Here is a 24,352-nt window from a genome sequence, read left to right on the forward strand (position 1 = left end):
GCCGGCCGGGCTCGTGGCGGCTGAGTGGAGGGACAGTCATGACACGCTCGCTTCTGGCCGGCGCCTGCGCCTCGGCGGCAATCCTTCTGGCCCTGGCCGGCGCCAATGCGCAGACCGAGGCGCCGGCCACCCAGCAGGCGCCCGCGGCGTCCGACCAGTCCACCGCCGGCCAGGGTGCCGCCGATCAGGGATCGGCTGACGACCAGGCCGCGTCGGATGAGGAAAAGCAGGGTCCGATCCCCTTCGAGGACGGCCAGTTCACCATCACCCAGCAGGAACAGTATGGCGAGAAGGTGCTGGCCTATGACGGCAAAGAGCTCGCCAGCAATTACGACGTCTTCTTCGAGAAGATCGTCGAGGTCGGCGGCATCAAGGTGGCGCTGTTCGATGTCGGCGATGGCGGCAATCAATGCGGCCCGGCCAGCGTGATCGCCTGGAAGACGGAGGGCGGCGAGATCCAGACCGTCACCGTCGAGCAGGACGAGTGCGGCGCGCCGCCGGTCGCGGTTTCCGACAGCGCCATCTACTACGTGCCCTATCTGCTGCCGGGAGAGACGAGGCCGGCGCTGCAATGGTCGCCCACCGGCGGGCTGACGACGTCCGGCAACCTCACCTACACGCCGGAACCCGGCACCGATTGGAAGGATGTCGATCCGTCGAAATACGACAACATCATCGACGCCTTCCACAACGAGGCCGTCTACAAGGCGGCCGAAGCGCTGCTCGGCAAGGACATGCCCGACGTGGCGACCAGCCTGCTGGTGGGCGGCGGCACCGAAAAGACGGCGTCGGGCGCCTTCTACGCCAGCGGCTGCGTGCCGCATGACTGCGGCGGCAACGACGGCTTCATGGCGGTCGACCCGGCAAAGCATCAGGTCTATTTCGCCCGCCGCGGCGACAATGGCGAGCCGCAAGCCTGGCCCGACGTCAAGAGCTGGCCGGCGGATATCAAGAAGGCGCTGGACGAGGCGCAGGGGCCGGGGAATTAGGGTTCGCGGCAGTGGTGCCGGCCATCGCGGCTTCGTCATCCACGGGCGGAGCGACGCGCAGCGGAGCGCAGACCCGAGGATCCATTCCGTGACCGCTGCCGAGGAATGCATCCGCGCAGAATTCTGCACCGCTGGGCGGCGCCTTGGCGTAACGGCATGGATTCCAGGGTCTGCGCGCGTCGCTTCGCTCCTTGCTCCGCCCTGGAATGACGACCGGAGGGATGCTTCGGCGAATCTCTGAGGCTTGCGTTTGCCTTCGTGACAACAGTCCGCCCGGCTTGGCCCACGATCGCTCCGCGCTTCTCCTGCTAAATGCGTGCCAACCAACCGCGAGGCACCCCATGCGCAAGCTCATCTCCACCGGCTCCCCCTTCGAGAAGACCGCCGGCTATTCGCGCGCTGTGGTGCAGGGCGACTGGTGTTTCGTGTCCGGAACGACCGGCTACGACTATGCCACCATGACGATGCCTAAGACGATCGAGGCGCAGACGCGCAACTGCCTCGCCACCATCGCCAAGGCGCTTGCCGACGGCGGCTTCGACATGGCCGATGTGGTGCGGGCGCACTATTATATCACCGACCAGGCCCATGTTGACGTCGTCTTCCCGATCCTCGGCGAGACCTTCGGCGACATCCGTCCCGCGGCGACGATGATCGTCTGCCAGCTCAACAAGCCTGAGATGAAGATCGAGATCGAGGTGACGGCGCTCAGGCGCACGGCTTGATGCCGGGCGCGCCAAGGCGCGAACTGCCGGGACGACATGGATAAATCAAGGATCGGCGCATGGTGAAGGTCAGGCGCATTGTCGCCAACATCGAAACGCCAGACGTCGCGGCGGCGAAACGCTTCTATCAGGACGTTCTCGGCCTCGACGTGCTGATGGATCAAGGCTGGATCGTAACCTACGGTTCCGGGGAAACGATGCAGGTGCAGATGAGCTTCATGGCGCAAGGCGGCTCTGGCACGCCGGTGCCGGATCTGTCCATCGAGGTCGACGATGTCGACGACGCGCTCGACCGCATGCGCAAGGCGGCCTTTACCATCGAATATGGTCCGGCCGACGAGCCCTGGGGCGTGCGGCGGTTCTATGTGCGCGACCCGTTCGGCCGGCTGGTCAATATTCTCTCGCACCGGTAGGCGCACACATTTCCAAGCGGCTGGCGCACGCATTGTCCAACGCAGCGCTGGTCGACCCCCACTCCGTCTCGGCTTCGCCGAGCCACCTCTCCCCCGATCGACGGGGTAGAGGAAAGGCGCCAGGCTTCTTGCCGTTAACGCTCGTCCAGCAAGGCTCCCTTCCTTTCCCTCCGGAGGGGGTAAGGTGGCGCTGCGAAGCAGCGACGGATTGGGGGAACCACGTTGGCAATCAAGCCTCGGCCTGATCAGTCACGCTGACGAGTCTCGCAATGCCCAGTCATCCTCTTGCGCCCAGCCCGCTTGGCGTTTAGCAAGGCCGCGGTTTCTCTAATACTATTGGGACGGTTCTCCATGGCTTCGAAAAATCTCTTCCTGCTCGCCGGCGACGGCATCGGCCCCGAGGCCATGGCCGAGGTGAAGAAGCTGATTGGCGCCATGAATAAGAAGCTCGGCAGCGGCTTTGCCACCGACGAAGGGCTGGTCGGCGGCTGCGCCTACGACGCGCACGGCGCGGCGATCTCCGACGCCGACATGGAAAAGGCGATGGCGGCGGACGCGGTGCTGTTCGGTGCCGTCGGCGGGCCGAAATGGGACAAGGTGCCTTACGAGGTACGCCCCGAGGCCGGGCTTTTGCGCCTGCGCAAGGACATGGAGCTGTTCGCCAATCTGCGTCCGGCGATCTGCTATCCGGCGCTCGCGGCATCCTCCTCGCTCAAGCAGGAGGTGGTCGAAGGCCTCGACATATTGATCGTGCGCGAGCTCACCGGCGGCGTCTATTTCGGCGAGCCGAAGCAGATCATCGATCTCGGCAACGGCCAGAAGCGCGGCATCGACACCCAGGTCTACGACACGTTCGAGATCGAGCGCATCTCCGGCGTCGCCTTCGAGCTGGCGCGGACGCGCAAGAACCACGTCACCTCGATGGAAAAGCGCAACGTCATGAAGTCGGGCGTGCTGTGGAACGAGGTGGTCACCCAGACCCACAAGGCCAAGTACAGCGACGTCAAGCTCGACCACATGCTGGCCGACGCCGGCGGCATGCAGCTGGTGCGCTGGCCGAAGCAGTTCGACGTCATCGTCACCGACAATCTGTTCGGCGACATGCTTTCCGACATCGCCGCCATGCTCACCGGCTCGATCGGCATGCTGCCTTCGGCCTCGCTCGGCGCGCCGGATGCCAAGACCAAGAAGCGCAAGGCGCTCTACGAGCCGGTGCACGGCTCTGCGCCCGACATCGCCGGCAAGGGCATCGCCAATCCGATCGCGATGATCGCGTCCTTCGCCATGTGCCTGCGCTATTCCTTCGGCATGGTGGCGGAAGCCGACAAGCTCGAGGCGGCGATCGCCGCCGTGCTCGACGACGGGCTGCGCACCAAGGACATCATGTCCGAAGGCATGACCGAGGTTGGCACGGTCGAGATGGGTGACGCCATCATCGCCAAGTTCCTGGGGTGACTCAAATGGTGGTCGACGTCCACTGGGCGACGACCGAAGACGCCGAGGCGCTCGCCACCGTGCTTTGCGAGATGGCGACGCACTATCGGCAGGCGCCGCTCGATCACGGCCGGGCGGCGGCCTCGGCAAGGCAGTGGCTCGGCGACGAAAGCCCGGCCTATCCGCATTTCGCGCTGGCCTTCGCGGGTGGCGAGGTGGCCGGCCTTGCTTCGGTCGCGATCGCGCATCCCGGCATCGATCTCGAACGGCTGATGTTTTTGAAGGACCTGTTCGTGCGTGAGAGCGCCCGCAATCGAGGTGTCGGCCAGGCGCTGGTCAGCTTTCTTGCGGGCCATTGCCTGGACAAGGGCATCGGCCGCATCGACCTCACCACCGAGGACTGGAACGAGGGTGCGCTGCGCTTCTACGACCGGCTCGGCGCCGAGCGCCACGGGCAAAAGATCTTCCTCAGGCTGTCGGGCGAGGCGCTGAGGACAGCTGCTAAACTGTGACTCCGGCCGGCATCGGTCCCCACCGGTTCTCTCTGAATTGAGAGGGAAGAAGGCCGAAGACGAGAAAGGCCACGGCCCCCAAAGCCGGAGTATAGCAAAGCAAGACAAGCCAGCCGGTCAGACCGATGTCATGCAGACGCCGCACGACGACTGCGATCGACGGCAGGATCGCTACCAGCACGAAAAGCAGGACTGGAATGTAGCCGATCGAGGTTCTCGGACCGTCATCGAAACCGCTTATCGCCAGGTTGAGCAGAATGCCGAAGCCGAACAGCGCGACGAGCACGACGTTGAACCAGAGATAGAACGCCCAAAACTCCTTGCGGCGGGCGCGACCGGTGAAATTGCGGTAGTCGTCGATGAGTGCGCGCAAGAAATAGCCCCACAGTCCCATCGACCTGGCGGAGCGGTTTTCGGCGGTGTGGCCGCGCTGCTGAAGATTGCCGTCCAAGGATGGCGCGGCAGGCCCCGCGGCGATGATATCATGCGCCGTTCCGTCATCCGGGGTGAACTCGACCAGCATGCCTCTGGCAATGTTCATATCCTGGGTCAGGTCGCCACGGCTGAAGATGTAACGCTTGCCGTCAACGCCGTTGATGTAGCCGTAGTCGTTTTCCTCGTCGCAGTGAAATACTGAACCGCGCACTGCCTTCCCCCTCATTGCGGGCCACTGCACAAAACCTATCTATGGTTGCAGAAAATTGCAATACGCACGCTTAACGTTAGAATTTCACCCCGGCCGGCACCGGTCCCCACTTGTTGTCGCCTGCCTGGGTGGGGATCAGCGCGAAGACGAGCGTGGCCAGCCCGCCGACATAGGGCACGAAGCAGAGGATCGCGAGCCAGCCGGTCAGGCCGAGATCGTGCAGGCGGCGCACGATAAGCGCGACCCACGGCAGGAACGTCAGCAGCACGTAAAGACCGAAGAGGCCGAGCATGACGATCGGCGCGTCGCCGCCGCCCTCGACATCGCCTCGCGACAGGTCCACGGACAGCCCGATGCCGGTGGCGACGACGAGGCCGATCGTCCAGAACAGGCAAAAGCCCCAGAACTCCTTGCGCCGGGCCCGGGCGGAGAAGTTGACGTAATTCGTCGTGAGACCGCGCCAGAAATAGCTCCACATACTGGTGGATTCCGCCGATCCGCTCTCGGCGTTGCGGCCAAAATGCGCAGGCACTGCCGGTGCGCTTCCCGGCAGCTGAACCGCTGCCGCCGTGGCAGGAGCTGTGCTCTCCGCCGAGCCGGTCACGCGGGCACGGACGGAAAAGATGTTGCTCGCCCGGTCGCCGTTCGGCTGGAATTCGACCTCGGCGCCCCTTGCCAGCGCCATGTCGCGGCGCAGGTCCTCGCGCGCGAAGCTGTAGCGCCTGCCGTCGGCACCGGCGATGAAACCGAAGCCCTGCTGCTCGTCATAGTGAAGAACTTCGCCGCGCATTGCCTGTCCCCCAAAGTTGCGCCTTGCTCAGACTGTTTAAAGTCGGCGCGGATCGCAAGAGGGTTGCGATGAAGCGTTCGAACTTCGTCATCCACGGGCGGAGCGGGAGCGAAGCGGACGCGTAGACCCGAGGATCCATGCCGTGACCTCGCGCGAAGGGAAAGGCGGTGCAGAACGAAGGCCTTTCCTGCACCGCTGCAACGCTTGTAGGTAACGGAATGGATCCTATGGTCTGCGCTGCGTCGCTCCGCTCCTTGCTCCGCCATAGGATGACGAATGCGTGGTGGCTCCCGGTCGCGCTTCGGCTAATCTTGAAGGTTGCGATTTGCGACCGAAGAAAGATGCAGGCCTTCGCCGGGTCGCCTTCCAGCTCGATCGCGAATCTCAGCCAGGCCGCTTCGCCTTCTTGTGCTTTGCCGGCTTGTCGAACTTCGCCTTGCCGGGCTTCTTCGCCCAGGGCTTCGACTCCGCCGTGCCGGCGGGCCGATGCTCGCTCGGCGCGCGCTTCTCGAACTTGGGCGCGTTCTGATCGAAAGCACGCTTGCCGCGATGCGGCTTCTTCTCTGGTTTCGGCGGCTGGTAGCCGGCTCTCGAAAGGTCCGGCGTGCCGTCCAGCCGCTTCACCGCGATGCTGCCCTGCAGTTTGCGGTCGGGGCCGATCGCCGCGAGGAACCGGTCGGCCCAGTCGGCCGCGACCTGCACGAAGGTTTCCTCCGGCTGCATCTTGATGGCGCCGATCTCGCGCTTGGAGATGTTGCCGGTGCGGCACAGCATCGGGATCAGCCAGCGCGGTTCGGCATTCTGCCGGCGTCCCACCGACAGCGAGAACCAGACGCTGTCGCCGAAATCGTCGCGGCGGCCGGGTGCTTCGTCCCTGCGCGCGAACTTTTCTTTCGACGGCGCGAACGGCGCGACGTCGAGCAGGTCCTCGGGCGCCGAGCGGCTGCCGCGGCAGAGCCGCACGAAGGCGGCGGCCACCAGTTCGGCGCCATGCTGCTCGAGAAGCGCCGTGGCGAAGTCACGCTCCTCGTCCTTCACCGGCTCGTCGAAAGCCGGGTCGGCCAGGATGCGTTCGTCGTCGCGCCTCAGCACCTCGTCGGCCGAAGGCGGGCTCGCCCAGGTCGCGGTCAGGCCGGCATTGGCAAGCAGCCGCTCGGTGCGACGGCGGGCGTTGCCCGGCACGATCAGCGCGCTGACGCCTTTTCGCCCGGCGCGCCCGGTGCGGCCGCTGCGATGCAGCAGCGTCTCCGGATTGGTCGGCAGGTCGGCGTGGATGACCAAGTCGAGATTGGGCAGGTCGATGCCGCGCGCCGCCACGTCGGTGGCGATGCAGATCCTGGCGCGGCCGTCGCGCATCGCCTGCAGCGCGTGGCTGCGCTCGTTCTGGCTGAGCTCGCCGGAAAGCGCCACGACGGAGAAATTGCGGTTGTTGAAGCGCGCGGTGAGATGGTTGACGGCGGCGCGGGTGTTGCAGAACACCATCGCGTTGGTGGCCTCGTAGTAGCGCAGCACGTTGATGATGGCGTTCTCGCGATCGGCCGGCGCGACGGAGAGCGCCCGGTATTCGATGTCGAGATGCTGCTTTTCCGCACTGCCGGCGGAGATGCGCACGGCGTCGCGCTGGTAGCTCTTCGCCAGCGTGGCGATGGAGCGCGGCACGGTGGCGGAAAACATCAGCGTGCGCCGCTCGGCGGGCGCGGCGTCGAGGATGAATTCGAGGTCCTCGCGGAAGCCGAGGTCGAGCATCTCGTCGGCCTCGTCCAGCACCACGGCCTTCAGCGCCGACATGTCGAGCGCGCCGCGACTGATATGGTCGCGCAGCCGGCCGGGCGTGCCGACGACGATGTGGGCGCCACGCTCCAGCGCGCGCCGCTCGCCGCGCATGTCCATGCCTCCGACGCACGATGCTACGGTCGCGCCGGTCAGCGCGTAGAGCCATTCCAGCTCGCGCCGCACCTGCAGCGCCAATTCCCGGGTCGGCGCCACGACCAGCCCCAGCGGCGCGCCGGCGGCGGCGAAGCGTTCTGCTCCGCCGAGCAGGCTCGGCGCCAGGGCAAGGCCGAAGGCAACCGTCTTGCCGGAGCCGGTCTGGGCCGAAACCAGCGCGTCGGCCGCGCCCAGCCCTGGCGCCAGCACCGCCTTCTGGACGGCGGTCAGCTCGACATAGCCGCGATTTTGCAGCGCCTCCGCCAGCGCAGGCACGATCGTTTCGAAACTGGACATCTTGTTCTTTCGGAATTCGGGGTTCTGCGCTCGTCGTGGAGCACAAGGCCGGCACTACGCCAGCCGAACGAATTTGGGCGTTCGTACTTCCTGCAGCCGCCGTTGTACAGAGCAAGCGGCGCCGCTTCTCCCTTCTCCCCTTGTGGGAGAAGGTGGCCGCGAAGCGGCCGGATGAGGGGTGTTCCAGGGAAAGCCGGCGTCTCACTCCGCTGGAACACCCCTCATCCGTCTCGGCGCTGCGCGCCGATCCACCTTCTCCCACAAGGGGAGAAGGAGAGGCGCTACGCCGATTGACTCTTTTACCAAAGCGCGTAAAAGCCGGCACCGAACGGGATCGTCTTCGATGCGCGGCCTTTTGATGGCTCTTCTTGCATTCGATACCCCCAGCCACGATGCGCGGCATCGGGCCGGGCGCTTCGGCGCGTCCCTCCGTTCCAGCAAGATTCTGGGTTCCAGCAAAACTACGGCCAAAACCACCACCAAAACGGTGTGATTCCCTTGGCCTAACCACCCTCTCCCGGGTTCGGCCCGGGGGACGGAACCCGCATGAGGCCGGCGGGTTTTCTCCAACAACCAAGCGGAGAGGGACAGGAGATATCGATGAGTTTCAAGGTTGCGGTAGTCGGCGCCACGGGCAATGTGGGCCGCGAAATGCTCAACATTCTGGACGAGCGCGGCTTCCCGGCGAGCGAAGTGGTGGCGCTGGCCTCGCGGCGCAGCCAGGGCACCGAAGTGTCCTTCGGCGACCGCACGCTGAAGGTCAAGGCGCTCGACACTTACGACTTTTCGGATACCGACATCTGCGTCATGTCGGCCGGCGGCAGCGTCTCCAAGGAGTGGTCGCCCAAGATCGGCAAGCAGGGCTGCGTCGTCATCGACAATTCCTCGGCCTTCCGCTACGACCCGGACGTGCCGCTGATCGTGCCTGAAGTGAACCCGGACGCGGTCGAGCTGTTCTCGCGCAAGAACATCATCGCCAACCCGAACTGCTCGACGGCGCAGCTGGTCGTCGCGCTGAAGCCGCTGCATGACGTCGCCACCATCAAGCGCGTCGTCGTCGCCACCTACCAGTCGGTCTCCGGCGCCGGCAAGGAAGGCATGGACGAACTCTTTACCCAGACCCGCGCGGTCTTCGTCGCCGACCAGGTCGACGTCAAGAAGTTCACCAAGCGCATCGCCTTCAACGTTATCCCGCATATCGACGTCTTCCTCGACGACGGCTTCACCAAGGAAGAGTGGAAGATGGTCGCCGAGACCAAGAAGATGCTCGACCCCAAGATCAAGCTGACGGCGACCTGCGTGCGCGTGCCGGTGTTCATCGGCCATTCGGAAGCAGTCAACATCGAGTTCGAGAAGCCGATCACGGCGGACGACGCGCGGGAAATTCTTCGAGACGCTCCCGGCTGCCAGGTGTTGGACAAGCGCGAGAACGGCGGCTACATCACGCCACTCGAATCGGCCGGCGAGGACGCTACCTTCATCTCGCGCATCCGCGAGGATTCGACCGTCGACAACGGCCTGTCGATGTGGGTCGTGTCCGACAATCTGCGCAAGGGCGCGGCCCTCAACGCCGTGCAGATCGCCGAGCTCCTGGTCGAGCGCGGCCTGATCCAGCCGAAGAAGAAGGCGGCCTGACGGCAGTTTTGTTATCGCTCATGGGCCGCACCGCCGCTTCGCGGCTGGCCCTCCGCGGGGGCGCCGGACGACCGGCGGCCCGCAGTCGCGGGCTCGGCCTTCGGCCGTTGGGTTATCGCTCACGGGCCGCACCGCCGCTTCGCGGCTGGCCCTCCGCGAGGGCGCCGGACGACCGGCGGCCCGCAGTCGCGGGCTCGGCCTTCGGCCGTTGGGTTTTCGCTCACGGGCCGCACCGCCGCTTCGCGGCTGGCCCTCCGCGGGGCGCCGGACGACCGGCGGCCCGCAGTCGCGGGCTTGTAGCACCTCCTCCTTCTCCCCTTGTGGGAGAAGGTGGATCGGCGCGCAGCGCCGAGACGGTTGAGGGGTGTTCCAGCGGAGTGAGACGCTGGCGACCCAATCGCTGGACGAACGATATCGCCAAGCTGGAACACCCCTCATCCGTCGCCTTCGGCGACACCTTCTCCCACAAGGGGAGAAGGGAAGGCGACCTGCTTTAAGCCTTTGATTTCAAGAATGTCTTGTCCCGAAACCGGTCCCGCTTTCGGGATACATGCTTAGCCGCCACTTTCCGCAGCCAGCTTTGCCAGTATCGCCAGCGCCTCCTGCGCCCGCTCCGCCGGCACGAACAGATGGTCGTGATAGAAGGCCGAGACCGGATTGACGCCCATGCCGGCCGCGGCAAGACGGGCCGTGATGGCAGCAAGGAAGCCGACAGCCTGCAGCGAGGAATGGATATTCAGCGTGATCATCCGGCAGCGGAACGTGCCGGCGAGGCCGGCTGATTTCGCCGCGTCCTCCGTCACGATCAAGGTCAGGCCTTCCCGCTCGCGAAAGCTCATCACCGGATGGAGTCCGTCCGGCACGGCTACGCCCGGCGCCAGCGTCGCGAAGACATGGACGTCGGGCAGCAGTTGCGGCGTCATCGACGCCAACAGTCTTTGCAGGTCGGTCTCGCCGGTCATGGTGTCTCCTTCCCGTCCACCCATCCATTGAACCACGCGTTTGGGAAAAGTGCATCGACCCTTGTAGGATAGCCCCGCTCTTCCCCGTCCTTGGCTCGAAGCTGGCAAACGGCCAGGGGCTCGAACCAACTGGAGGGAACGCCAATGAGCATTTCAACAGCCGCGCCCGTCTCGAACGGCGCCTTGTGGACCGGGCGCGTGCTCAGCGCCATCGTGGTCCTGTTCATGATCTTGGACGGCGTCATCAAGCTGCCGCCGCTCTCAGTCGTCACCGAGACGATGGGGCAGCTCGGCTGGCCGGCCGATCCAAACATCGCGCGGCTGCTCGGCATCATCGGGCTGATCTCGACGGCGCTCTATGCCTTGCCGCGCACGTCCGTGCTCGGCGCCATCCTGCTCACCGCCTATATGGGCGGCGCCATTTCCACGCATGTGCGCATCGGCAATCCGCTGTTCTCGCATACGCTGTTCGGCGTCTATCTCGGTGTTATGCTGTGGGGCGGGCTCTATCTGCGCGATGCAAGAGTGCGCGCGCTGATCCCGTTCAGCCGGTAAGTGGGAGGGGAACGATGCTTGCCACCATCCTCGTCATCCTGGTCGTGATCGTCGCCGCCGTGCTCGTCCTTGCCGCGACGCGGCCGAACGATTTCGTCGTCAGCCGCTCCGCCGGCATCAAGGCGCCGTCCGAGGCGATCTTCCCGCTGATCAACGATTTCAAGCAATGGCGAGCCTGGTCGCCCTTCGAAAAGCTCGATCCGAACATGCAGCGCACGCTTTCCGGCGCCGACAGCGGCAACGGCGCGGTGTATGCCTGGGAAGGTAACAGCAAGGCCGGCAAGGGACGCATGGAGATCACCAACTCGGTGCCGTCGTCGCTGGTCTCGCTGAAGCTCGACTTCGAAAAGCCGTTTCGGGCCAACAACACGGTCGACTTCACTTTGTCGCCGTCAGGCGACGGCACCAACGTCACCTGGTCGATGCGCGGCGCCCGGCCTTTCATAGCCAAGCTGATGGGTCTGTTCATGAATTTCGATGCGCTGATCGGCAAGGACTTCGAGGCCGGTCTCGACAATCTGAAGCGCGCCACCGAACGGTAAAAAATTAGCAGCTACAACAATATAGCTGACAGCCGGCGCAACTTGCGCCGGCAATCCTCATTGCCCTCGGGATCAAATTAGCCGTCTGCGAGTTAAAGACATGGCGGCGAGGACGGCGATCCGCGTGAGAGAGGAACCGCAATGAAGAAAGCGATGGTCATTCTGGTGTTGGCGACGGCGCTCGGCGCTTGCTCGCAAACGGAAAAGGGTGCTGCGATCGGCGGGTTGGGCGGTGCGGCTGTAGGCGCTGCCGTGGCCAACAACCCGACCCAAGGGGCCATTGTCGGAGGCGCCGTCGGCGCGGTCGCCGGCGCATTGATCGGCCATGCCAGCGAAAGCGGCCAGTGTCGCTACCGCGACCGCTACGGACGCGTCTATATCGCGCGTTGCCCGTCAGGCTATTGAGCTGATTTACCGTTCAAGCAGATAGGAACGGCGGGCGAGGACCCGCCGTTTCGGATTTTTGACGGCGTTACAGCAAATCCCGGATATGTTCCCAGGCTTCGCGGCCCAGGCTAGCATCGGCCGCGTCGTTGCCGCCATGCGCGTGCAATGTCGACCGAGAGGTGCTCTCGCCTGGCAACAGAATCCGATGACCCGCGTCGGGTGCCGCCACCAGCCTCGCGCTCTTTCCAGCATCCTTTCGGCGCCGCGCGATTGCTTCGGCAAAGTCGAGCGACGGCCACAGCGCATCGTCGCCGCCCGCAATCAGGACGATCTCCGCCGCCGTTGCCTCAACAGGAATGACGGCCTCGCGCGCCTTATCCGGGAAGATGTTCAGGCAATGCTCGAAAAGCCCTCGATAGGACACGAGGCCATCGACGTGGCCCGCTTTCCAATCCGGATCGGTCGGAACGAACGGACAAGGACGCCCGGCAATCGTCCATGACGACCGCTCAGGCCAGCTGACGCCGTCGCGGCCCGGCCCGATATTGCCCCAGACGACCGATGTCGGGCTGATTGCGACCACGGCATCGATACGCGGGTCATGAACCGATGCCAGCAGCGAGGCCTCGGCGCCTTTGGACGTCCCGACATAGACGATGCGCCGGCATCCCAATCCGACGAGACGGTCCGTCGCGGCGAAAAATGTCTCGATCGGGATTTCGCAAATTCCGGGGGTCTGGCCGTCGCCGCCGAACCACCGGAGAGCGACAGCCGACGCGCCTGCATCGGCGAACAGCCGGGCGCGAGCGACGTCGACACGGCCGCTCGATCCGCTCAACACGACGATGCCCGTCGTGGCGCCAAGGCGCCGCAACAGCGTTCCGGCAACGCTACCAGTTAGGGTTTCTTCGGTGATTGCCGGTTTGCCCATTCGTCATCCGCTCGAACGCCGCTACGAACAATAGCAAAACGGCGGGCACTGGCCCGCCGTTCTGTCGATGCGATGAAGCAGTATTTACTCGGCGGTGGCGGCTTCCGCCTCGGCGGGTGCCGCGGATGCGGCGGCAACGGCGGCGGCGGCGTCTTCCTGGGCCTTCTTCAGCAGGGCGGCGCGTTCCTGCGCCTTCTTGCCGGGCAGGGCCTTGGTCGGGTTCGAGCGGGCCGGACGCTTGGCGATGCCGGCTTCGTCGAGGAAGCGCAGCACGCGGTCGGTCGGCTGGGCGCCGTGCGACAGCCAGTGCTTGACGCGGTCGGCGTCGACCTTGACGCGTTCGCCGTCCTTCGGCAGCAGCGGGTTCCACGAGCCGAGCGCCTCGATGAAACGGCCGTCGCGCGGCGAACGGGCGTCGGCGACGACGACGTGATAGTAGGGACGCTTCTTCGAGCCCGCGCGGGCCAGTCTGATCTTCAGTGCCATTCTTTATCTCCTAAAAGCTCTGATTTCGTTGATCGGGTTTGTGGCTTTTGTCTTGTGCAAGTCGTTGTCCCAAAACCGCTGCGCAGTTTCGGGCGACATGCACTTGATTAGCCGGCTTTCGTCACGCCGTTGTTCGCGGCGATCTGTTCGTGGTGGCGGATCACTTCGCGGATGACGAAGTTCAAGAACTTCTCCGCGAAATCCGGGTCGAGATGCGCATCCTTCGCCAGTTGGCGAAGGCGGGCGATCTGCTGCTGCTCGCGCGCCGGATCGGCGGGCGGCAGGCCATGCTCGGCTTTCAGCACGCCGACCGCCTTGGTGCAGCGGAAGCGCTCGGCCAGCATATGGATGAGGGCGGCGTCGATGTTGTCGATCGAAGCGCGGTAGCCCGCCAGAACGGCGCGTGCGTCGGCCATGTCCTTCTCCTCGTTCATCGCCCCCTCACTTCTTTTTCCCAAGACCGGGCGGCCCGCCGCCGCCGAGGCCGGGAAGACCCGGCAGCTTCATGCCGCCGGGCAGGCCCGGCAGGCCACTGCCGCCAAGTCCGCCGGGCAGCCCGCCCGGCAGGCCCTTGCCGAGACCGGCTGCCTGGGCCTGTTTCTGCAGGGCTTCGAGCTGCTTCGGATCCATCTTGGAAAGATCCGGCATGCCACCGCCGGGCATCATGCCGCCGAGGCCCATCTTCGAGGCGAGGCCGCCCATCATGCCGCGCATCATGCCGCCGCCTTTGCCCTTGCCGCCCATCGCCTTCATCATGTCGGCCATGCCGCGGTGCATCTTGAGCAACTTGTTGATCTCGGCCGCGTCGGTGCCGGAGCCGGCGGCGATGCGCTTCTTGCGCGAGTGCTTCAGGACATCGGGGTTCGCCCGCTCGGCCTTGGTCATCGAGGAGATGATGGCGAGCTGGCGGCGGAACATCCTGTCGTCGAAGCCGGCCGCGGCGAGCTGGTCCTTCATCTTGCCCATGCCCGGCATCATGCCCATGATGCCGCCCATGCCGCCCATCTTCGACATCTGCTGAAGCTGCGCGGCAAGGTCGTTCAGATCGAATTTGCCCGACTGCATCTTCTTGGCCATCGCCGCCGCCTGCTCGGCGTCGATGGTCTCGGCGGCCTTCTCGACCAGGCTGACGATGTCGCCCATGCCGAGGATACGGTCGGCGATGCGCTTGGGGTGGAATTCCTCCAGCCCGTCCATCTTTTCGCCGGTGCCGATCAGCTTGATCGGCTTGCCGGTGACGGCGCGCATCGAAAGCGCGGCGCCGCCGCGGCCGTCGCCGTCCATGCGGGTGAGCACCAGGCCGGTGATGCCGACACGCTCGTCGAAGCTTTTCGCCAGGTTCACGGCGTCCTGGCCGGTCAGCGAGTCGGCGACCAGCAGGATCTCGTGCGGCGACGACACCTTCTTGATGTCGGCCATCTCGACCATCAGCGGCTCGTCGATATGGGTGCGGCCGGCGGTGTCGAGGATGACGACGTCATGGCCGCCGAGCTTCGCCGCCTGAACGGCGCGCCTGGCGATGTCGACCGGGCTCTGGCCGGCGATGATCGGCAAGGTCGCCACCTTGGTCTGCTCGCCGAGCTGGCGCAACTGCTCCTGCGCGGCGGGGCGCCGCGTGTCGAGCGAGGCCATCAGGACCTTCTTGTTCTGACGCTCGGTCAGCCGCTTGGCGATCTTGGCCGAGGTGGTCGTCTTGCCGGAGCCTTGCAGGCCGACCATCATGACGACGACGGGCGCCGGCGCGTTGAGGTCGATGGCGACGCCCTCGGCGCCGAGCATCTCGACCAGCTCGTCATGGACGATCTTGACGACCATCTGCCCGGGCTTGATCGACTTCAGCACCGCGGCGCCGACCGCCTTCTCGCGCACCTTGTCGGTGAAGGAACGCACCACCTCCAGCGCGACGTCGGCCTCGAGCAGCGCGCGGCGCACCTCGCGCAGGGCCGCCGAGACATCCGCCTCTGACAGCGCGCCGCGGCCGGTCAGGCCGTTCAGAATGGAGCCAAGGCGCTCTTGCAGAGACTCAAACATTGATCAAACCGCCCTCTATGAGCGCCTTGGATTCATGTTGATCCCTGTCGGGCCGTTGGCCCTCCACGCCTCTTGTGCGTTCCTGCAGTGATTCAAACATTCTTCTTCCTTTTCTCTGGCACCCGTGGATGCCCGAGAGGTAGTGCGTTCGCGTCGGGTCGCCAAGCAAAAGCGCAAAGCCAAAAAACACCCGGGGGCGCATCGCGCTGCCGGGTGTTGGCCTCCAGGATCGGTTTACAGCTCCTGCCTCGAAGAGGCGTCGGCGTCCTGGTCGGCTTTCGCGAAGGTGTACTCGTCGCGGAATTCGTGCGCGTCTAGACAGGAAATCGGCGGCAGAGTCAAGGCTTGGGCCGAGCGCGCTCCTCCGTCTCCCCTTGTTGTCTACGGCATGCACACATTTCCAAGCGGCTGGTCTTTGGCAATAGCGTGCATGGCTTGGCGCACGCATTGTCTAATGTAGCGCTGGTCGACCCCACTCCGTCTCGGCTTCGCCGAGCCACCTCTCCCCCGATCGACGGGGTAGAGGAAAGGGGCCAGGCTTTTTGCCGTCAACGCTCGTCCAGCAAGGCTCCCTTCCTTTCCCTCCGGAGGGGGGAAAGGTGGCGCTGCGAAGCAGCGACGGATTGGGGGAACCACGTGGCAATCAAGCCTCGGCCCGATCATTCACGCCTGTCACATAGGATGTGTGCATCCCCGAGCCCTTGTTGTGGGAGAAGCTCGGTCGGACGAGGGGTGTTGGACGGATCGCTGCCTCAAAGACGTAAGCACCTAAAATGGTTGCCTATTCAAGCGTCGCGTTTCTTCCAGCACCCCTCATCCGTCTCGGCGCTGCGCGCCGATCCACCTTCTCCCACAAGGGGAGAAGGGAAAGGCTCACGGCAAGCTTTCGCCGTCCAGGATGCGCTTGTAGAGGTCTAGATATCCCTGTGCCGTCCGGGCGATGGGAAACCGGTCGGCGGCGGATTCCCGGCACCGCTCTGGCGAAAGCGCGGCGATGTCGGCGAAGGCTTCAGCGAACTCGGCATCGGTATCGAACAGGCGTCCGGTCGCATCGTCGACGATTTCCGGCAGCGCGCCGCGCGGCGTCGTCAACACCGGCGTGCCGCAAAGCATCGCCTCGACCGGCGCCATGCCGAACGGCTCTTCCCAGGCGATCGGGTTGAGGAAGGCCTTGGCCTCTCCCAGCAAGCGCAGCTTTTCGTCGCCGTCGACAGTGCCGTGGTAGCGAAAGCGAGGCCCCAGGCTCTTGAAGAAGACGCCTTGGCGCCGGACCTTCGAGCGCAGCAAAAGCTGCCAGCGCGAGCCGCCGGCAATGTCGAGCCGGAAATCGAAGGTCTTGGCGAGATCGACCGCCCGGTTGAGATTCTTGCCGACGCGGGCAATGCCGGCCAGGAAAAGCAGCCGGTCCGTCTTGGCAGCGGACAAGCGATAGGCGTCGACCGGAAATCCGTTATAGACGAAAGTTTCCCGCCCGTGATTGCGCGCGTGGCTGGCGCTGACGAAGCTCCAGTTCTGGTCCCGGCGCGGGAAGTCCGGGGCAAAGCCGTGCATTGTGTAGAGCGCCGGGCGCGGAGTCTCGATATACCAGCCGTTGAAATGCACGATGTCGGCGTCGGCCGGGATCGCGGCGCGGCATTCGGCTGCCGAGGACACCTGCCGCACCTCGCAAAGCGGATGGCTCGAGCCGCGACCGGCGATGAGGACGACCTTGTGGCCGAGGCGGGAAAACTCATTAGCCAGCCAGTCGACCTGCCGCTCGGTGCCGCCATAGCCTTTGCAGGGAATGGCGCGTTCCGCCACCAGCGTGATGCGCATCAGAAGAGCCCGCCGGATCGCGGATCGGCCGGCCCGACCTTCAGGGGCGAGCGGCGATGCAAAAGCAGAAGCATCGTCAGCAGCGTGCTCGCGATGCCGATCGCGGCGATGAGAGCGGCGTCCCAATTCGTCCAGCCGGGGCCTTCAAGCGGCTTGGCGTTGAACAGAGCGAAGGAATTGTAACCCTGCTGGTGCGAGATCAGCAGGAAGCCGGTCAGGTTGTTGCCGAGATGGGCGCCGAACGCGGCGCCCAGATTGCCGGTCACATAGACCAGCAGCGTCAGCAGCAGCGCGAAGGCGGTGATCGAGACCAGCACGCAGGCATTGATGGCCAGCGTCGAGGCCGGGCTCCAATGCAGCGCGGTGAACAGAAGCCCCGGCAGCACGGCCCAGATCAGCGGGCTGCCAAACCGGCTGGCGAGGCCGCGCAGCAGGTAGCCGCGGAACAGAGCCTCTTCCGAGGAGGTCTGCAGAAAGGCGAGCGGCACGATCGCCACGAGGGAGAGCAGCCAGGACGAGAACGCCATCGATCCGCGGGCGATTTCCGGCTGCAGAAAATAGAGCAGGACCTCGGAGAACAACGAGGTGATCAGAACCGCGACCAGGCCCTTGAGAAAACCGCCGTGCGAGATGCGGCGATCGGCGCCGATCAGCGCCGAGAGCGGCTCGCCATGCACGAAGCGCATCGCCGCCCAAAGACCGATCCAGATGCCGGCAAACGACGCCAGCGCGGTGAGGATGCCGACAGGCGAGGCCAGGAAATCCTGGACCGGCTGTCCGGTCGCCGGGCCGGGAAGACGCAAGACGATGAAGGCGTAGGTGCCGGCGACGAGCACGACAAGTGTCGCGGCGAGCCAGAAGACAACGACGATCCCCGTTCCCATGAGGAGCCGGAGCAAGGTGGTTTTCCGGTTGGGCGAGCGCCGGTAGCGCTCGAAGGCGGTACTGTCGATGATCACGCGGGTCCCCCTGCCGGACGCTTTCGGGTCGCATGATCTAGGAGATCGGCGGTTTTGGCGCAATCGCTATGGGCGGCAATCACCCAGTTTGCGGTGTAAGACAACGCGACTACCGTATTCCATATTCGATTCGACTGGTCATTATCGTGATCCGGGACATAGAGAACCGAAAGGACGTGTACCGATGGAAGGCCAACAGGCGAAGCCCGTTGACGCCCGAAATGAGCCGACTAAGGCGATCATTGCCGACAAGGACCTGGGACGGTATTGGCAACAACATGATTCGCTGTTGGCCTTTCATAAGCTGTTCAACGAGCGGGAAACGGTAGACGAGCGCGCTGTCGCAATAGTAGGTGCGACGTTTCTTGATAACATCTTAGAACATATGCTCGTCAATTTTATGGTGGGACGATGAGAAAGAAGCGAAGAGGCTGGTTGGTGTCGATTGTCCGTTGGGGCACTTTTTCAAGCCGCGTGACGGCATGTTACTGTCTCGGACTAATCTGCAAGACGGTGCGAGACGATCTCACGCGCCGTCGGTAAAATTCGCAACAAGTTTGCACACCAACTTGAAGCAGCGTTTGACATAGAGCCAATTCGCAGTTGGTGCCTTTCGCTCAGATGGCACGAATTTTCTATGATGATGAAAGCTCCCGCTGACGCCACGCCGAGAGATGTTTTTAAGGTGGGCGTCAACCAGCTAATCACTCACCTAAACGGCATCTTGAGCGTAGCCCGCTTGGAGCGCCGTAGGATGCGTGACGAAGACAATGGCGGGCCAACATTGCTGAGATAATCCGCGTCAATCCATAATCACGAGATTATTGGAGTTGTGCGGCGGAACCGTATCGCGCAAGCTCTACAGTTTATGGACTAACCAGAAACACGTAATCGTCATCCTATGGCGAAGCAAGGAGCGAAGCGACGCGGCGCAGACCATAGGATCCTGTGTGTTGGTTCCGGTGTATGGTTGAAGTGGGAAGGAGGCCGAGTGGATCCTGGTCGTCCTTTCGGACAGGCCGCGGCATGGCCCGGTCCCTTCCCACCGGTGAACCATCAACCTGAACAGTTGCACGGGGCTGTTCCAAGCAGACCCCGCACCACAGGAAGAGGCGTGGACATGATAGTGCAGAACTATGTCGGCTGCGACATCTCCAAGCAGTGGCTAGACTTTTTTGACGAGGCAAGCGGCCGTTTTCGGCGCATCGACAACCAGGCCGATGCGATCGCTGCCTATGTGGCAGGCCTTCGTCCCGGCCAAGACTTCGTCGTCATGGAGGCGACAGGCGTGCATGACCGGCTGCTGCGCCACGCGCTGGCCAAGGCCGGCGTGCCGTTCTCGCGGCACAACCCGGCCCATACCCACCACTATGCCAAGTCGACGAGACGGCGCGCCAAGACCGATCGTCTCGACGCCAGGATGCTGAGCGACTATGGCCGTCGCTATCAGCCGGCGGCCGAGCCGGCGCCGTGTGAACAAAACGAGCAGCTTCAATCGCTTGCCCGCTACCGCGACCATCTGGTCGAGATGCGGGCAACGCTGAAGAAGCACCTCGCTGAGGCCTTCGACGAGATTGTCATTGCCGACCTTGAAGAAACGATTGCCGCCTTCGACACACGCATCCATGCGCTCGAGAGCCGGATCGCCAACGTTATTCGTCAAACCGAGGACACCGCCCGCGATTACACGCTGATGATCTCCGTGCCGGGTGTCTCCAAGGTCGGCGCGCTCTCGCTCCTGGCGCACCTGCCCGAGCTCGGCCAGCGTTCACCCAAGGCGATCGCCGCACTCGCCGGCCTTGCCCCGTTCGACAACAAGAGTGGCAAGCTCAACCGCAGGAGCCAGATCCAGGGCGGGCGATCACGCGTGCGCCGCGCCCTCTATATGGCGGCCCTCACGGCCATCCGAACCTGCGACCGGTTCAAGTCCTTCTACAGCGCACTTGCCGCCCGATCAGGCTCCAAGAAACTCGCCATCATCGCCGTCGCAAGGAAGCTCTTGGTCGTCCTCAATGCTATCATGCGCGACAAAACCGCATTCGCATGAACACAGTTGCCATGCCGTTACGTCAGAGCGATGCCAGCGGTGCAGATTCTGCTCCGCTGCTTTCTTAGGCCGGGGTCACGGAATGGATCCTCGGGTCTACGCGTCCGCTTCGCTTCCGCTCCGCCCGTGGATGACGAAGTCCAGACGCTTCGGCCAATCCCAAATGTATGCGGCGCCGCATTGAACGGATGCAAGCCGGCTGAGCCACCAACGAGCAAGCAAAACGGCCGCCATCGCTGGCGGCCGCTCTTCTCATGGCAATCAAGCCTGGTCAGCGCATCACATAGACGATGCGCCGCGTGCCGGGATCCACCAGCGCCGGCTGGTTGTTCACATAGACATAACGATAGTTGTAGTCCGGGATCTCGCGCAATTCGACCGTGTCGGGCAGGACCGCGCCGGTCACCACTTCGCCCTCGAGATAGATCGGGTCGACCCGATGCGTGGTGACGTAGGTGCCTACCTCGGCCGGCGGCCTGGCGATCGGATCAACCGGATCGCTGGCAACGATGGCGCCGGTGTAGTCGTCCTGCGAATAGACATCGTCAGCCGGCGGCGACACGACGGCGATGTCGGCATCGGCCGGCCGGCGCGTGAGCACCACGCGGCTGCCGCCGAAGTCGCCCGTCACATAGTCGGAATAGACCCAGCCGTTGCCGCCGGCTTCGGCGATGGTGCACCATTTGCTGTTTGCGATGCAGCCCCTGAGCGTAGCCGACTGGCCGGCCGCCAGCACGCCGATCACAGGATATTGCGGGCCCGGGCCGGCGCGGACGTTCAGATCCGTCAACGCCGAGACCGGCGTGTCGGCAAGGGCCGCACCCGGCATGGCGAGCAGCGCACCGGCAAGCGCCGGAAACAATACGCTTTTCATGGCTTTTCTCCGTTTTCAACGCTCCCTCGGGCTCGAAAACGAAACCAGGCCTCATGCGTTCCGGCTAAAGCGCTTGCCGCCCGCTCACGAATTGTTCCACGTCCTGCAGCATCTTGGGTGCGGATGAGCCAATCTTGCCATAATAAATGCTTGATCGTGGGCAAATTCCCCGGCATTCGCCAGCGTCGAGCGCCGCGCAGCCCCTCGTGGGCGGTGACAATCCGGCGTTTCGCTGGCAGATTTGCAACCGGGACGTGATTCAGGCAACCAGGAGAACGACATGGCATTTTTTGCCAAGGGAAGGATTTTCATGGCCGCTGTTGTGGCGGCACTTGGGCTGGCGACGGGCGCGCAGGCGGCGGCCAGCTGCGGCAAGAGCGGCGCTGGCTTCGATGCCTGGAAGCAGCAGTTTGCGGCGGAAGCACAGGCCGAGGGCGTGGGGCAGAGGGGTCTGTCCGCGCTGGCCGGCGCCACTTACGCAACAAGGACGATCGCCGCCGATCGCGCCATCCACAAGGCTTTCAGCGGCTCGGTGGAGGCGTTCATGAAGCGCCGGGGCGGGGCTGCGATCATTTCCAGGGGTCGTGCGCTGAAGAAGCAGAACGCGGCGATGTTCGACAGGATCGAACAGACCTACGGCGTGCCGCCGGGCGTGCTGCTCGCCATCTGGGGCATGGAGACCGGCTTCGGTGCGTCCATGGGCAACCAGAACACGGTCTCGGCCATTCTGACGCTGGCCTATGATTGCCGCCGCCCGGACTATTTTACCCCTCACGCCATCGCGGCGCTGAAGCTGGTCGATCGCGGCGCGCTGAGCGCCTCGTCGGTGGGCGCCATGCATGGCGAGATCGGCCACACCCAGTTCCTGCCCGGAAACGTCTTGAAGTACGGCGTCGGCAGCGGAAATCTGCGCGACCGGAACACCGCGCTCGCCTCCACCGCCAACTTCCTCAAGGGTCATGGCTGGCAGGCCGGCGCGAGCTATGAGGCGAACATGGGCGCGATCGCCGGCTGGAACTCGGCCAGCGTCTACCAGCAGGCCATCGCCCGCATCGCCGAGGCGATCGACGCCGACTGACCGAATATGCCCATTCCAACGAAAAGCCCGGCCACGCGCCGGGCTTTTCCTTATTGGGCTTGAGATCGGCGAAAGCCGGGAAGCAGGAATCTCCCTCTCGGGTGCCCCGGCGGAGATGTCGCCAGAAGCGACGGAGAGGATCCTTGCGCGTGAAGGCTGCAACGTATCCTTCGTCATTCTAGGGCGAAGCAAGGAGCGAAGCGACGCGCGCAGACCCTAGAATCCATTCCGTTACCTCAGCCAAGAAATGCAACGGTCGAGAATAGCCGCCGATGACTGCGCCAACTAAGATCGCGGCATGACAGGCTATGTTTACATGACCGCAAGCCAGAAAGGCGGCACGATCTACATCGGCGTCACCAATGATCTCGGCCGTCGAATGCCCGAGCACAAGACCGGCCAAAGCTCCAGCTTCACCAGCCGCTACGGTGTGCAGCGTCTCGTCTGGTACGAGGAGTATTTCGACATCGCCGACGCGATCCAGCGTGAGACGTCATTGAAGCGCTGGCCACGCCGATGGAAGGTGGAATTGATCGAGAAGAGCAATCCGGAATGGTTCGAGTTGTTTCGCGGAACTGGCTGGTGAACGTTCTGCACCGTGGCGGCTCTCAACCGTCACGGCATGGATTCTAGGGTCTGCGCGCGTCGCTTTCGCTCCTTGCTCCGCCCTAGAATGACGAAGGATGGGCTGCCGGGACAGCACTCCCCTTGCGGGGGAGATCAGCAGCGTCATCCCTTGCGGTTTCTTGCCGCCAGTGTCCGCAGCCTCAGCCCGTTGAGGCGGATGAAGCCTTCGGCGTCCTTCTGGTCGTAGGCGCCGCGATCGTCCTCGAAGGTGACCAGCGCGTCGGAATAGAGCGTCTTCTTCGACTTGCGGCCGGTGACGATGACATTGCCTTTGTAGAGCTTCAGCCGGACCGTGCCTTCGACGTCTTCCTGGCTCTTGTCGATCATCGCCTGCAGCATGACGCGCTCGGGCGAGAACCAGAAGCCGTTGTAGATGAGCTCGGCATAGCGCGGCATGAACTCGTCCTTGAGGTGGGCGGCGCCGCGGTCGAGCGTGATCGATTCGATCGCCCTATGGGCGGCGAGCAGGATGGTGCCGCCGGGTGTCTCGTAGACGCCGCGCGACTTCATGCCGACGAAACGGTTCTCGACCAGGTCGAGGCGGCCGATGCCGTTGTCGCGGCCGAGGTCGTTGAGCGCCGCCAGCATGGTGGCCGGCGACAGCTTCTTGCCGTTGAGCGCGATCGGATCGCCCTTGAGGAACTCGATCTCGATCTCGGTGACGACGTCGGGTGCGTCCATCGGCGAGACGGTGCGCTGGTGGACGAATTCCGGCGGCTCGCTCCACGGATCCTCCAGAACCTTGCCCTCGGAGGAGGAGTGCAGAAGGTTGGCGTCGACCGAGAAGGGCGCCTCGCCGCGCTTGTCCTTCGGCACCGGGATCTGGTGCTGCTCGGCGAAGTTGAGGAGGTCGGTGCGCGACTTGAACGACCAGTCGCGCCACGGCGCGATGACCTTGATGTCGGGGTTGAGCGCGTAGGCGGAAAGCTCGAAGCGGACCTGATCGTTGCCCTTGCCGGTCGCTCCATGCGCAATCGCGTCGGCTCCGGTTTCCTTGGCGATCTCGACCAGATGCTTGGAGATCAATGGTCGGGCGATCGAGGTGCCGAGCAGATAGGTGCCTTCATAGACCGCGTTTGCACGGAACATCGGAAAGACGAAGTCGGAAACGAATTCCTCGCGCACGTCGACGATGCGGATGTCCTTGATGCCCATCATCTCGGCCTTGCGGCGCGCCGGCTCCAGCTCGCCGCCCTGGCCGAGGTCGGCGGTGAAGGTGACGACCTCGGCGCCGAGCTCGGTCTGCAGCCATTTCAGGATGATGGACGTGTCGAGGCCGCCGGAATAGGCGAGCACGACTTTCTTCACGTCTTTGAACTTGGACATTTTGGCGGTTCCGCGGGTAAAGAAGGTTCGCGGGCGAGTATCACGGGGTTTCCGGCTCATGCAAGAGACGAAGGCAGATCCAGCGCCATCACTTCAGGTTTGACTTTGCCCCCACTCGTTACGGGCGTCAGCGCTGCCCCTCACCTGCCTGCCGGCATCCTCTCCCCGCATAGTGACGGGGAGAGGGGCGCTCTCATCGATGATTTCGCCAATCCCCAGCGTTGCAAGGTAAGGGCCAACGGCGCAGCCAGCCCTTTCTCCCCGTCACTATACGGGGAGAAATGCCCGGCAGGGCAATGAGGGGCGGCGCCGACCTCGACGATTGCCTGAAGCGGTTGCGCCGGACCGCTTGTCTGTTGCGATGC

General features: G+C 64.3%; 25 protein-coding genes. 13 read left to right on the forward strand and 12 right to left on the reverse strand.

What is annotated here, in order from left to right; genetic code table 11:
- Positions 1-38 precede the first annotated feature (38 nt).
- The 5 genes from QAZ47_RS04360 to QAZ47_RS04380 all read left to right on the forward strand — a co-directional run bounded on the left by QAZ47_RS04360 (position 39) and on the right by QAZ47_RS04380 (position 4,073).
- Positions 39-989 carry a hypothetical protein gene (locus QAZ47_RS04360; protein ID WP_278232644.1) on the forward strand — a complete coding sequence of 317 codons (951 nt, stop codon included), beginning with the start codon at positions 39-41 and terminating at the stop codon, positions 987-989.
- 341 nt (positions 990-1,330) lie between these two features.
- Positions 1,331-1,714, forward strand: a complete 384-nt coding sequence (locus QAZ47_RS04365) for a RidA family protein (protein WP_278232645.1) — start codon at positions 1,331-1,333, stop codon at positions 1,712-1,714.
- Positions 1,715-1,776: 62 nt separating this feature from the next.
- Positions 1,777-2,127, forward strand: coding sequence for a VOC family protein (locus QAZ47_RS04370; RefSeq protein WP_278233773.1), 351 nt, complete (start codon positions 1,777-1,779; stop codon positions 2,125-2,127).
- A gap of 351 nt (positions 2,128-2,478) precedes the next feature.
- Positions 2,479-3,582 carry a 3-isopropylmalate dehydrogenase gene (gene leuB, locus QAZ47_RS04375; protein ID WP_278205775.1) on the forward strand — a complete coding sequence of 368 codons (1,104 nt, stop codon included), beginning with the start codon at positions 2,479-2,481 and terminating at the stop codon, positions 3,580-3,582.
- A 5-nt stretch (positions 3,583-3,587) separates the two neighbouring features.
- Positions 3,588-4,073: a GNAT family N-acetyltransferase gene (locus QAZ47_RS04380; RefSeq protein WP_278232646.1), complete on the forward strand. Its 486-nt coding sequence runs from the start codon at positions 3,588-3,590 to the stop codon at positions 4,071-4,073.
- Here the strand turns inward: QAZ47_RS04380 and QAZ47_RS04385 are convergent.
- The 3 genes from QAZ47_RS04385 to QAZ47_RS04395 all read right to left on the reverse strand — a co-directional run bounded on the left by QAZ47_RS04385 (position 4,063) and on the right by QAZ47_RS04395 (position 7,732).
- Entirely contained in the window at positions 4,063-4,719 is a 657-nt protein-coding gene (locus tag QAZ47_RS04385) for a DUF805 domain-containing protein (protein ID WP_278232647.1), read from the reverse strand. The two genes, QAZ47_RS04380 and QAZ47_RS04385, sit on opposite strands and share 11 nt — an antisense overlap.
- 76 nt (positions 4,720-4,795) lie before the next feature.
- Positions 4,796-5,509 (reverse strand): DUF805 domain-containing protein, encoded by a 714-nt coding sequence (locus QAZ47_RS04390; protein ID WP_278232648.1) that lies wholly within the window; start codon positions 5,507-5,509, stop codon positions 4,796-4,798.
- Between the two features lie 384 nt (positions 5,510-5,893).
- Complete coding sequence (locus QAZ47_RS04395; protein ID WP_278232649.1) at positions 5,894-7,732, reverse strand: DEAD/DEAH box helicase; 1,839 nt, start codon at positions 7,730-7,732, stop codon at positions 5,894-5,896.
- Between the two features lie 600 nt (positions 7,733-8,332).
- Between QAZ47_RS04395 and QAZ47_RS04400 the strand changes: the two genes are divergently transcribed.
- On the forward strand, positions 8,333-9,367 hold the full coding sequence (locus QAZ47_RS04400) for an aspartate-semialdehyde dehydrogenase (protein ID WP_278232650.1): 1,035 nt from the start codon (positions 8,333-8,335) through the stop codon (positions 9,365-9,367).
- Positions 9,368-9,921: 554 nt separating this feature from the next.
- Here QAZ47_RS04400 and QAZ47_RS04405 read toward each other — a convergent pair.
- Positions 9,922-10,329, reverse strand: a complete 408-nt coding sequence (locus QAZ47_RS04405; protein WP_278232651.1) for an ACT domain-containing protein — start codon at positions 10,327-10,329, stop codon at positions 9,922-9,924.
- 144 nt (positions 10,330-10,473) lie between these two features.
- On the opposite strand from QAZ47_RS04405, the gene QAZ47_RS04410 reads away from it, so the two are divergent.
- The 3 genes from QAZ47_RS04410 to QAZ47_RS04420 all read left to right on the forward strand — a co-directional run bounded on the left by QAZ47_RS04410 (position 10,474) and on the right by QAZ47_RS04420 (position 11,831).
- On the forward strand, positions 10,474-10,884 hold the full coding sequence (locus QAZ47_RS04410; RefSeq protein WP_278232652.1) for a DoxX family protein: 411 nt from the start codon (positions 10,474-10,476) through the stop codon (positions 10,882-10,884).
- Positions 10,885-10,898: 14 nt separating this feature from the next.
- Positions 10,899-11,426 (forward strand): SRPBCC family protein, encoded by a 528-nt coding sequence (locus QAZ47_RS04415; protein WP_278232653.1) that lies wholly within the window; start codon positions 10,899-10,901, stop codon positions 11,424-11,426.
- A gap of 141 nt (positions 11,427-11,567) precedes the next feature.
- Entirely contained in the window at positions 11,568-11,831 is a 264-nt protein-coding gene (locus tag QAZ47_RS04420) for a YMGG-like glycine zipper-containing protein (protein WP_278077863.1), read from the forward strand.
- Between the two features lie 67 nt (positions 11,832-11,898).
- On the opposite strand, the gene QAZ47_RS04425 is transcribed toward QAZ47_RS04420, so the two are convergent.
- The 6 genes from QAZ47_RS04425 to QAZ47_RS04450 all read right to left on the reverse strand — a co-directional run bounded on the left by QAZ47_RS04425 (position 11,899) and on the right by QAZ47_RS04450 (position 18,035).
- Positions 11,899-12,744 carry an acyl-CoA thioester hydrolase/BAAT C-terminal domain-containing protein gene (locus QAZ47_RS04425; RefSeq protein ID WP_278232654.1) on the reverse strand — a complete coding sequence of 282 codons (846 nt, stop codon included), beginning with the start codon at positions 12,742-12,744 and terminating at the stop codon, positions 11,899-11,901.
- Between the two features lie 84 nt (positions 12,745-12,828).
- A complete protein-coding gene (gene rpsP / locus QAZ47_RS04430; RefSeq protein ID WP_278205784.1) occupies positions 12,829-13,230 on the reverse strand; it encodes a 30S ribosomal protein S16 in 402 nt (133 codons plus the stop codon).
- Between the two features lie 107 nt (positions 13,231-13,337).
- Complete coding sequence (locus QAZ47_RS04435; RefSeq protein ID WP_278077860.1) at positions 13,338-13,664, reverse strand: chorismate mutase; 327 nt, start codon at positions 13,662-13,664, stop codon at positions 13,338-13,340.
- Between the two features lie 7 nt (positions 13,665-13,671).
- Positions 13,672-15,261, reverse strand: a complete 1,590-nt coding sequence (gene ffh / locus QAZ47_RS04440; RefSeq protein WP_278232655.1) for a signal recognition particle protein — start codon at positions 15,259-15,261, stop codon at positions 13,672-13,674.
- Between the two features lie 873 nt (positions 15,262-16,134).
- Entirely contained in the window at positions 16,135-17,076 is a 942-nt protein-coding gene (locus QAZ47_RS04445; RefSeq protein WP_278232656.1) for a glycosyltransferase, read from the reverse strand.
- On the reverse strand, positions 17,076-18,035 hold the full coding sequence (locus QAZ47_RS04450; protein WP_278232657.1) for a type II CAAX endopeptidase family protein: 960 nt from the start codon (positions 18,033-18,035) through the stop codon (positions 17,076-17,078). The genes QAZ47_RS04445 and QAZ47_RS04450 overlap by 1 nt, the downstream gene beginning before the upstream one ends.
- 184 nt (positions 18,036-18,219) lie before the next feature.
- Between QAZ47_RS04450 and QAZ47_RS04455 the strand changes: the two genes are divergently transcribed.
- A complete protein-coding gene (locus QAZ47_RS04455) occupies positions 18,220-18,450 on the forward strand; it encodes a hypothetical protein (RefSeq protein WP_278232658.1) in 231 nt (76 codons plus the stop codon).
- Between the two features lie 705 nt (positions 18,451-19,155).
- Positions 19,156-20,082: an IS110 family transposase gene (locus QAZ47_RS04460; protein ID WP_278233774.1), complete on the forward strand. Its 927-nt coding sequence runs from the start codon at positions 19,156-19,158 to the stop codon at positions 20,080-20,082.
- Positions 20,083-20,353: 271 nt separating this feature from the next.
- Here the strand turns inward: QAZ47_RS04460 and QAZ47_RS04465 are convergent, their stop codons facing one another.
- On the reverse strand, positions 20,354-20,956 hold the full coding sequence (locus QAZ47_RS04465; RefSeq protein ID WP_278232659.1) for a DUF1236 domain-containing protein: 603 nt from the start codon (positions 20,954-20,956) through the stop codon (positions 20,354-20,356).
- Positions 20,957-21,236: 280 nt separating this feature from the next.
- Here QAZ47_RS04465 and QAZ47_RS04470 point away from each other — a divergent pair, with 280 nt between their 5' ends.
- The gene (locus QAZ47_RS04470) at positions 21,237-22,034 is read left to right on the forward strand and encodes a lytic transglycosylase domain-containing protein (RefSeq protein WP_278232660.1); all 798 of its coding nucleotides are present in this window, start codon (positions 21,237-21,239) and stop codon (positions 22,032-22,034) included.
- 298 nt (positions 22,035-22,332) lie between these two features.
- Positions 22,333-22,620 (forward strand): GIY-YIG nuclease family protein, encoded by a 288-nt coding sequence (locus QAZ47_RS04475; protein ID WP_278205790.1) that lies wholly within the window; start codon positions 22,333-22,335, stop codon positions 22,618-22,620.
- A gap of 143 nt (positions 22,621-22,763) precedes the next feature.
- Here QAZ47_RS04475 and QAZ47_RS04480 read toward each other — a convergent pair whose 3' ends face one another.
- Positions 22,764-23,987, reverse strand: a complete 1,224-nt coding sequence (locus QAZ47_RS04480; protein ID WP_278232661.1) for an argininosuccinate synthase — start codon at positions 23,985-23,987, stop codon at positions 22,764-22,766.
- Between the last annotated feature and the right edge of the window lie 365 nt (positions 23,988-24,352).

Source organism: Mesorhizobium sp. WSM4904 (assembly GCF_029674545.1).
Taxonomy (GTDB): Bacteria; Pseudomonadota; Alphaproteobacteria; order Rhizobiales; family Rhizobiaceae; genus Mesorhizobium.

Excerpts from the sequence above, each read along its gene's own strand:
- QAZ47_RS04395 (WP_278232649.1), bottom strand. The coding sequence starts at position 7,732 with ATGTCCAGTTTCGAAACGATCGTGCCTGCGCTGGCGGAGGCGCTGCAA.
- QAZ47_RS04465 (WP_278232659.1), bottom strand. The coding sequence starts at position 20,956 with ATGAAAAGCGTATTGTTTCCGGCGCTTGCCGGTGCGCTGCTCGCCATG.
- QAZ47_RS04420 (WP_278077863.1), top strand. The coding sequence starts at position 11,568 with ATGAAGAAAGCGATGGTCATTCTGGTGTTGGCGACGGCGCTCGGCGCT.
- leuB (WP_278205775.1), top strand. The coding sequence starts at position 2,479 with ATGGCTTCGAAAAATCTCTTCCTGCTCGCCGGCGACGGCATCGGCCCC.
- QAZ47_RS04365 (WP_278232645.1), top strand. The coding sequence starts at position 1,331 with ATGCGCAAGCTCATCTCCACCGGCTCCCCCTTCGAGAAGACCGCCGGC.
- QAZ47_RS04445 (WP_278232656.1), bottom strand. The coding sequence starts at position 17,076 with ATGCGCATCACGCTGGTGGCGGAACGCGCCATTCCCTGCAAAGGCTAT.
- ffh (WP_278232655.1), bottom strand. The coding sequence starts at position 15,261 with ATGTTTGAGTCTCTGCAAGAGCGCCTTGGCTCCATTCTGAACGGCCTG.
- QAZ47_RS04410 (WP_278232652.1), top strand. The coding sequence starts at position 10,474 with ATGAGCATTTCAACAGCCGCGCCCGTCTCGAACGGCGCCTTGTGGACC.
- QAZ47_RS04380 (WP_278232646.1), top strand. The coding sequence starts at position 3,588 with ATGGTGGTCGACGTCCACTGGGCGACGACCGAAGACGCCGAGGCGCTC.
- QAZ47_RS04480 (WP_278232661.1), bottom strand. The coding sequence starts at position 23,987 with ATGTCCAAGTTCAAAGACGTGAAGAAAGTCGTGCTCGCCTATTCCGGC.
- QAZ47_RS04405 (WP_278232651.1), bottom strand. The coding sequence starts at position 10,329 with ATGACCGGCGAGACCGACCTGCAAAGACTGTTGGCGTCGATGACGCCG.
- rpsP (WP_278205784.1), bottom strand. The coding sequence starts at position 13,230 with ATGGCACTGAAGATCAGACTGGCCCGCGCGGGCTCGAAGAAGCGTCCC.
- QAZ47_RS04360 (WP_278232644.1), top strand. The coding sequence starts at position 39 with ATGACACGCTCGCTTCTGGCCGGCGCCTGCGCCTCGGCGGCAATCCTT.
- QAZ47_RS04390 (WP_278232648.1), bottom strand. The coding sequence starts at position 5,509 with ATGCGCGGCGAAGTTCTTCACTATGACGAGCAGCAGGGCTTCGGTTTC.
- QAZ47_RS04470 (WP_278232660.1), top strand. The coding sequence starts at position 21,237 with ATGGCATTTTTTGCCAAGGGAAGGATTTTCATGGCCGCTGTTGTGGCG.
- QAZ47_RS04475 (WP_278205790.1), top strand. The coding sequence starts at position 22,333 with ATGACAGGCTATGTTTACATGACCGCAAGCCAGAAAGGCGGCACGATC.
- QAZ47_RS04415 (WP_278232653.1), top strand. The coding sequence starts at position 10,899 with ATGCTTGCCACCATCCTCGTCATCCTGGTCGTGATCGTCGCCGCCGTG.
- QAZ47_RS04435 (WP_278077860.1), bottom strand. The coding sequence starts at position 13,664 with ATGAACGAGGAGAAGGACATGGCCGACGCACGCGCCGTTCTGGCGGGC.
- QAZ47_RS04460 (WP_278233774.1), top strand. The coding sequence starts at position 19,156 with ATGATAGTGCAGAACTATGTCGGCTGCGACATCTCCAAGCAGTGGCTA.
- QAZ47_RS04400 (WP_278232650.1), top strand. The coding sequence starts at position 8,333 with ATGAGTTTCAAGGTTGCGGTAGTCGGCGCCACGGGCAATGTGGGCCGC.
- QAZ47_RS04455 (WP_278232658.1), top strand. The coding sequence starts at position 18,220 with ATGGAAGGCCAACAGGCGAAGCCCGTTGACGCCCGAAATGAGCCGACT.
- QAZ47_RS04425 (WP_278232654.1), bottom strand. The coding sequence starts at position 12,744 with ATGGGCAAACCGGCAATCACCGAAGAAACCCTAACTGGTAGCGTTGCC.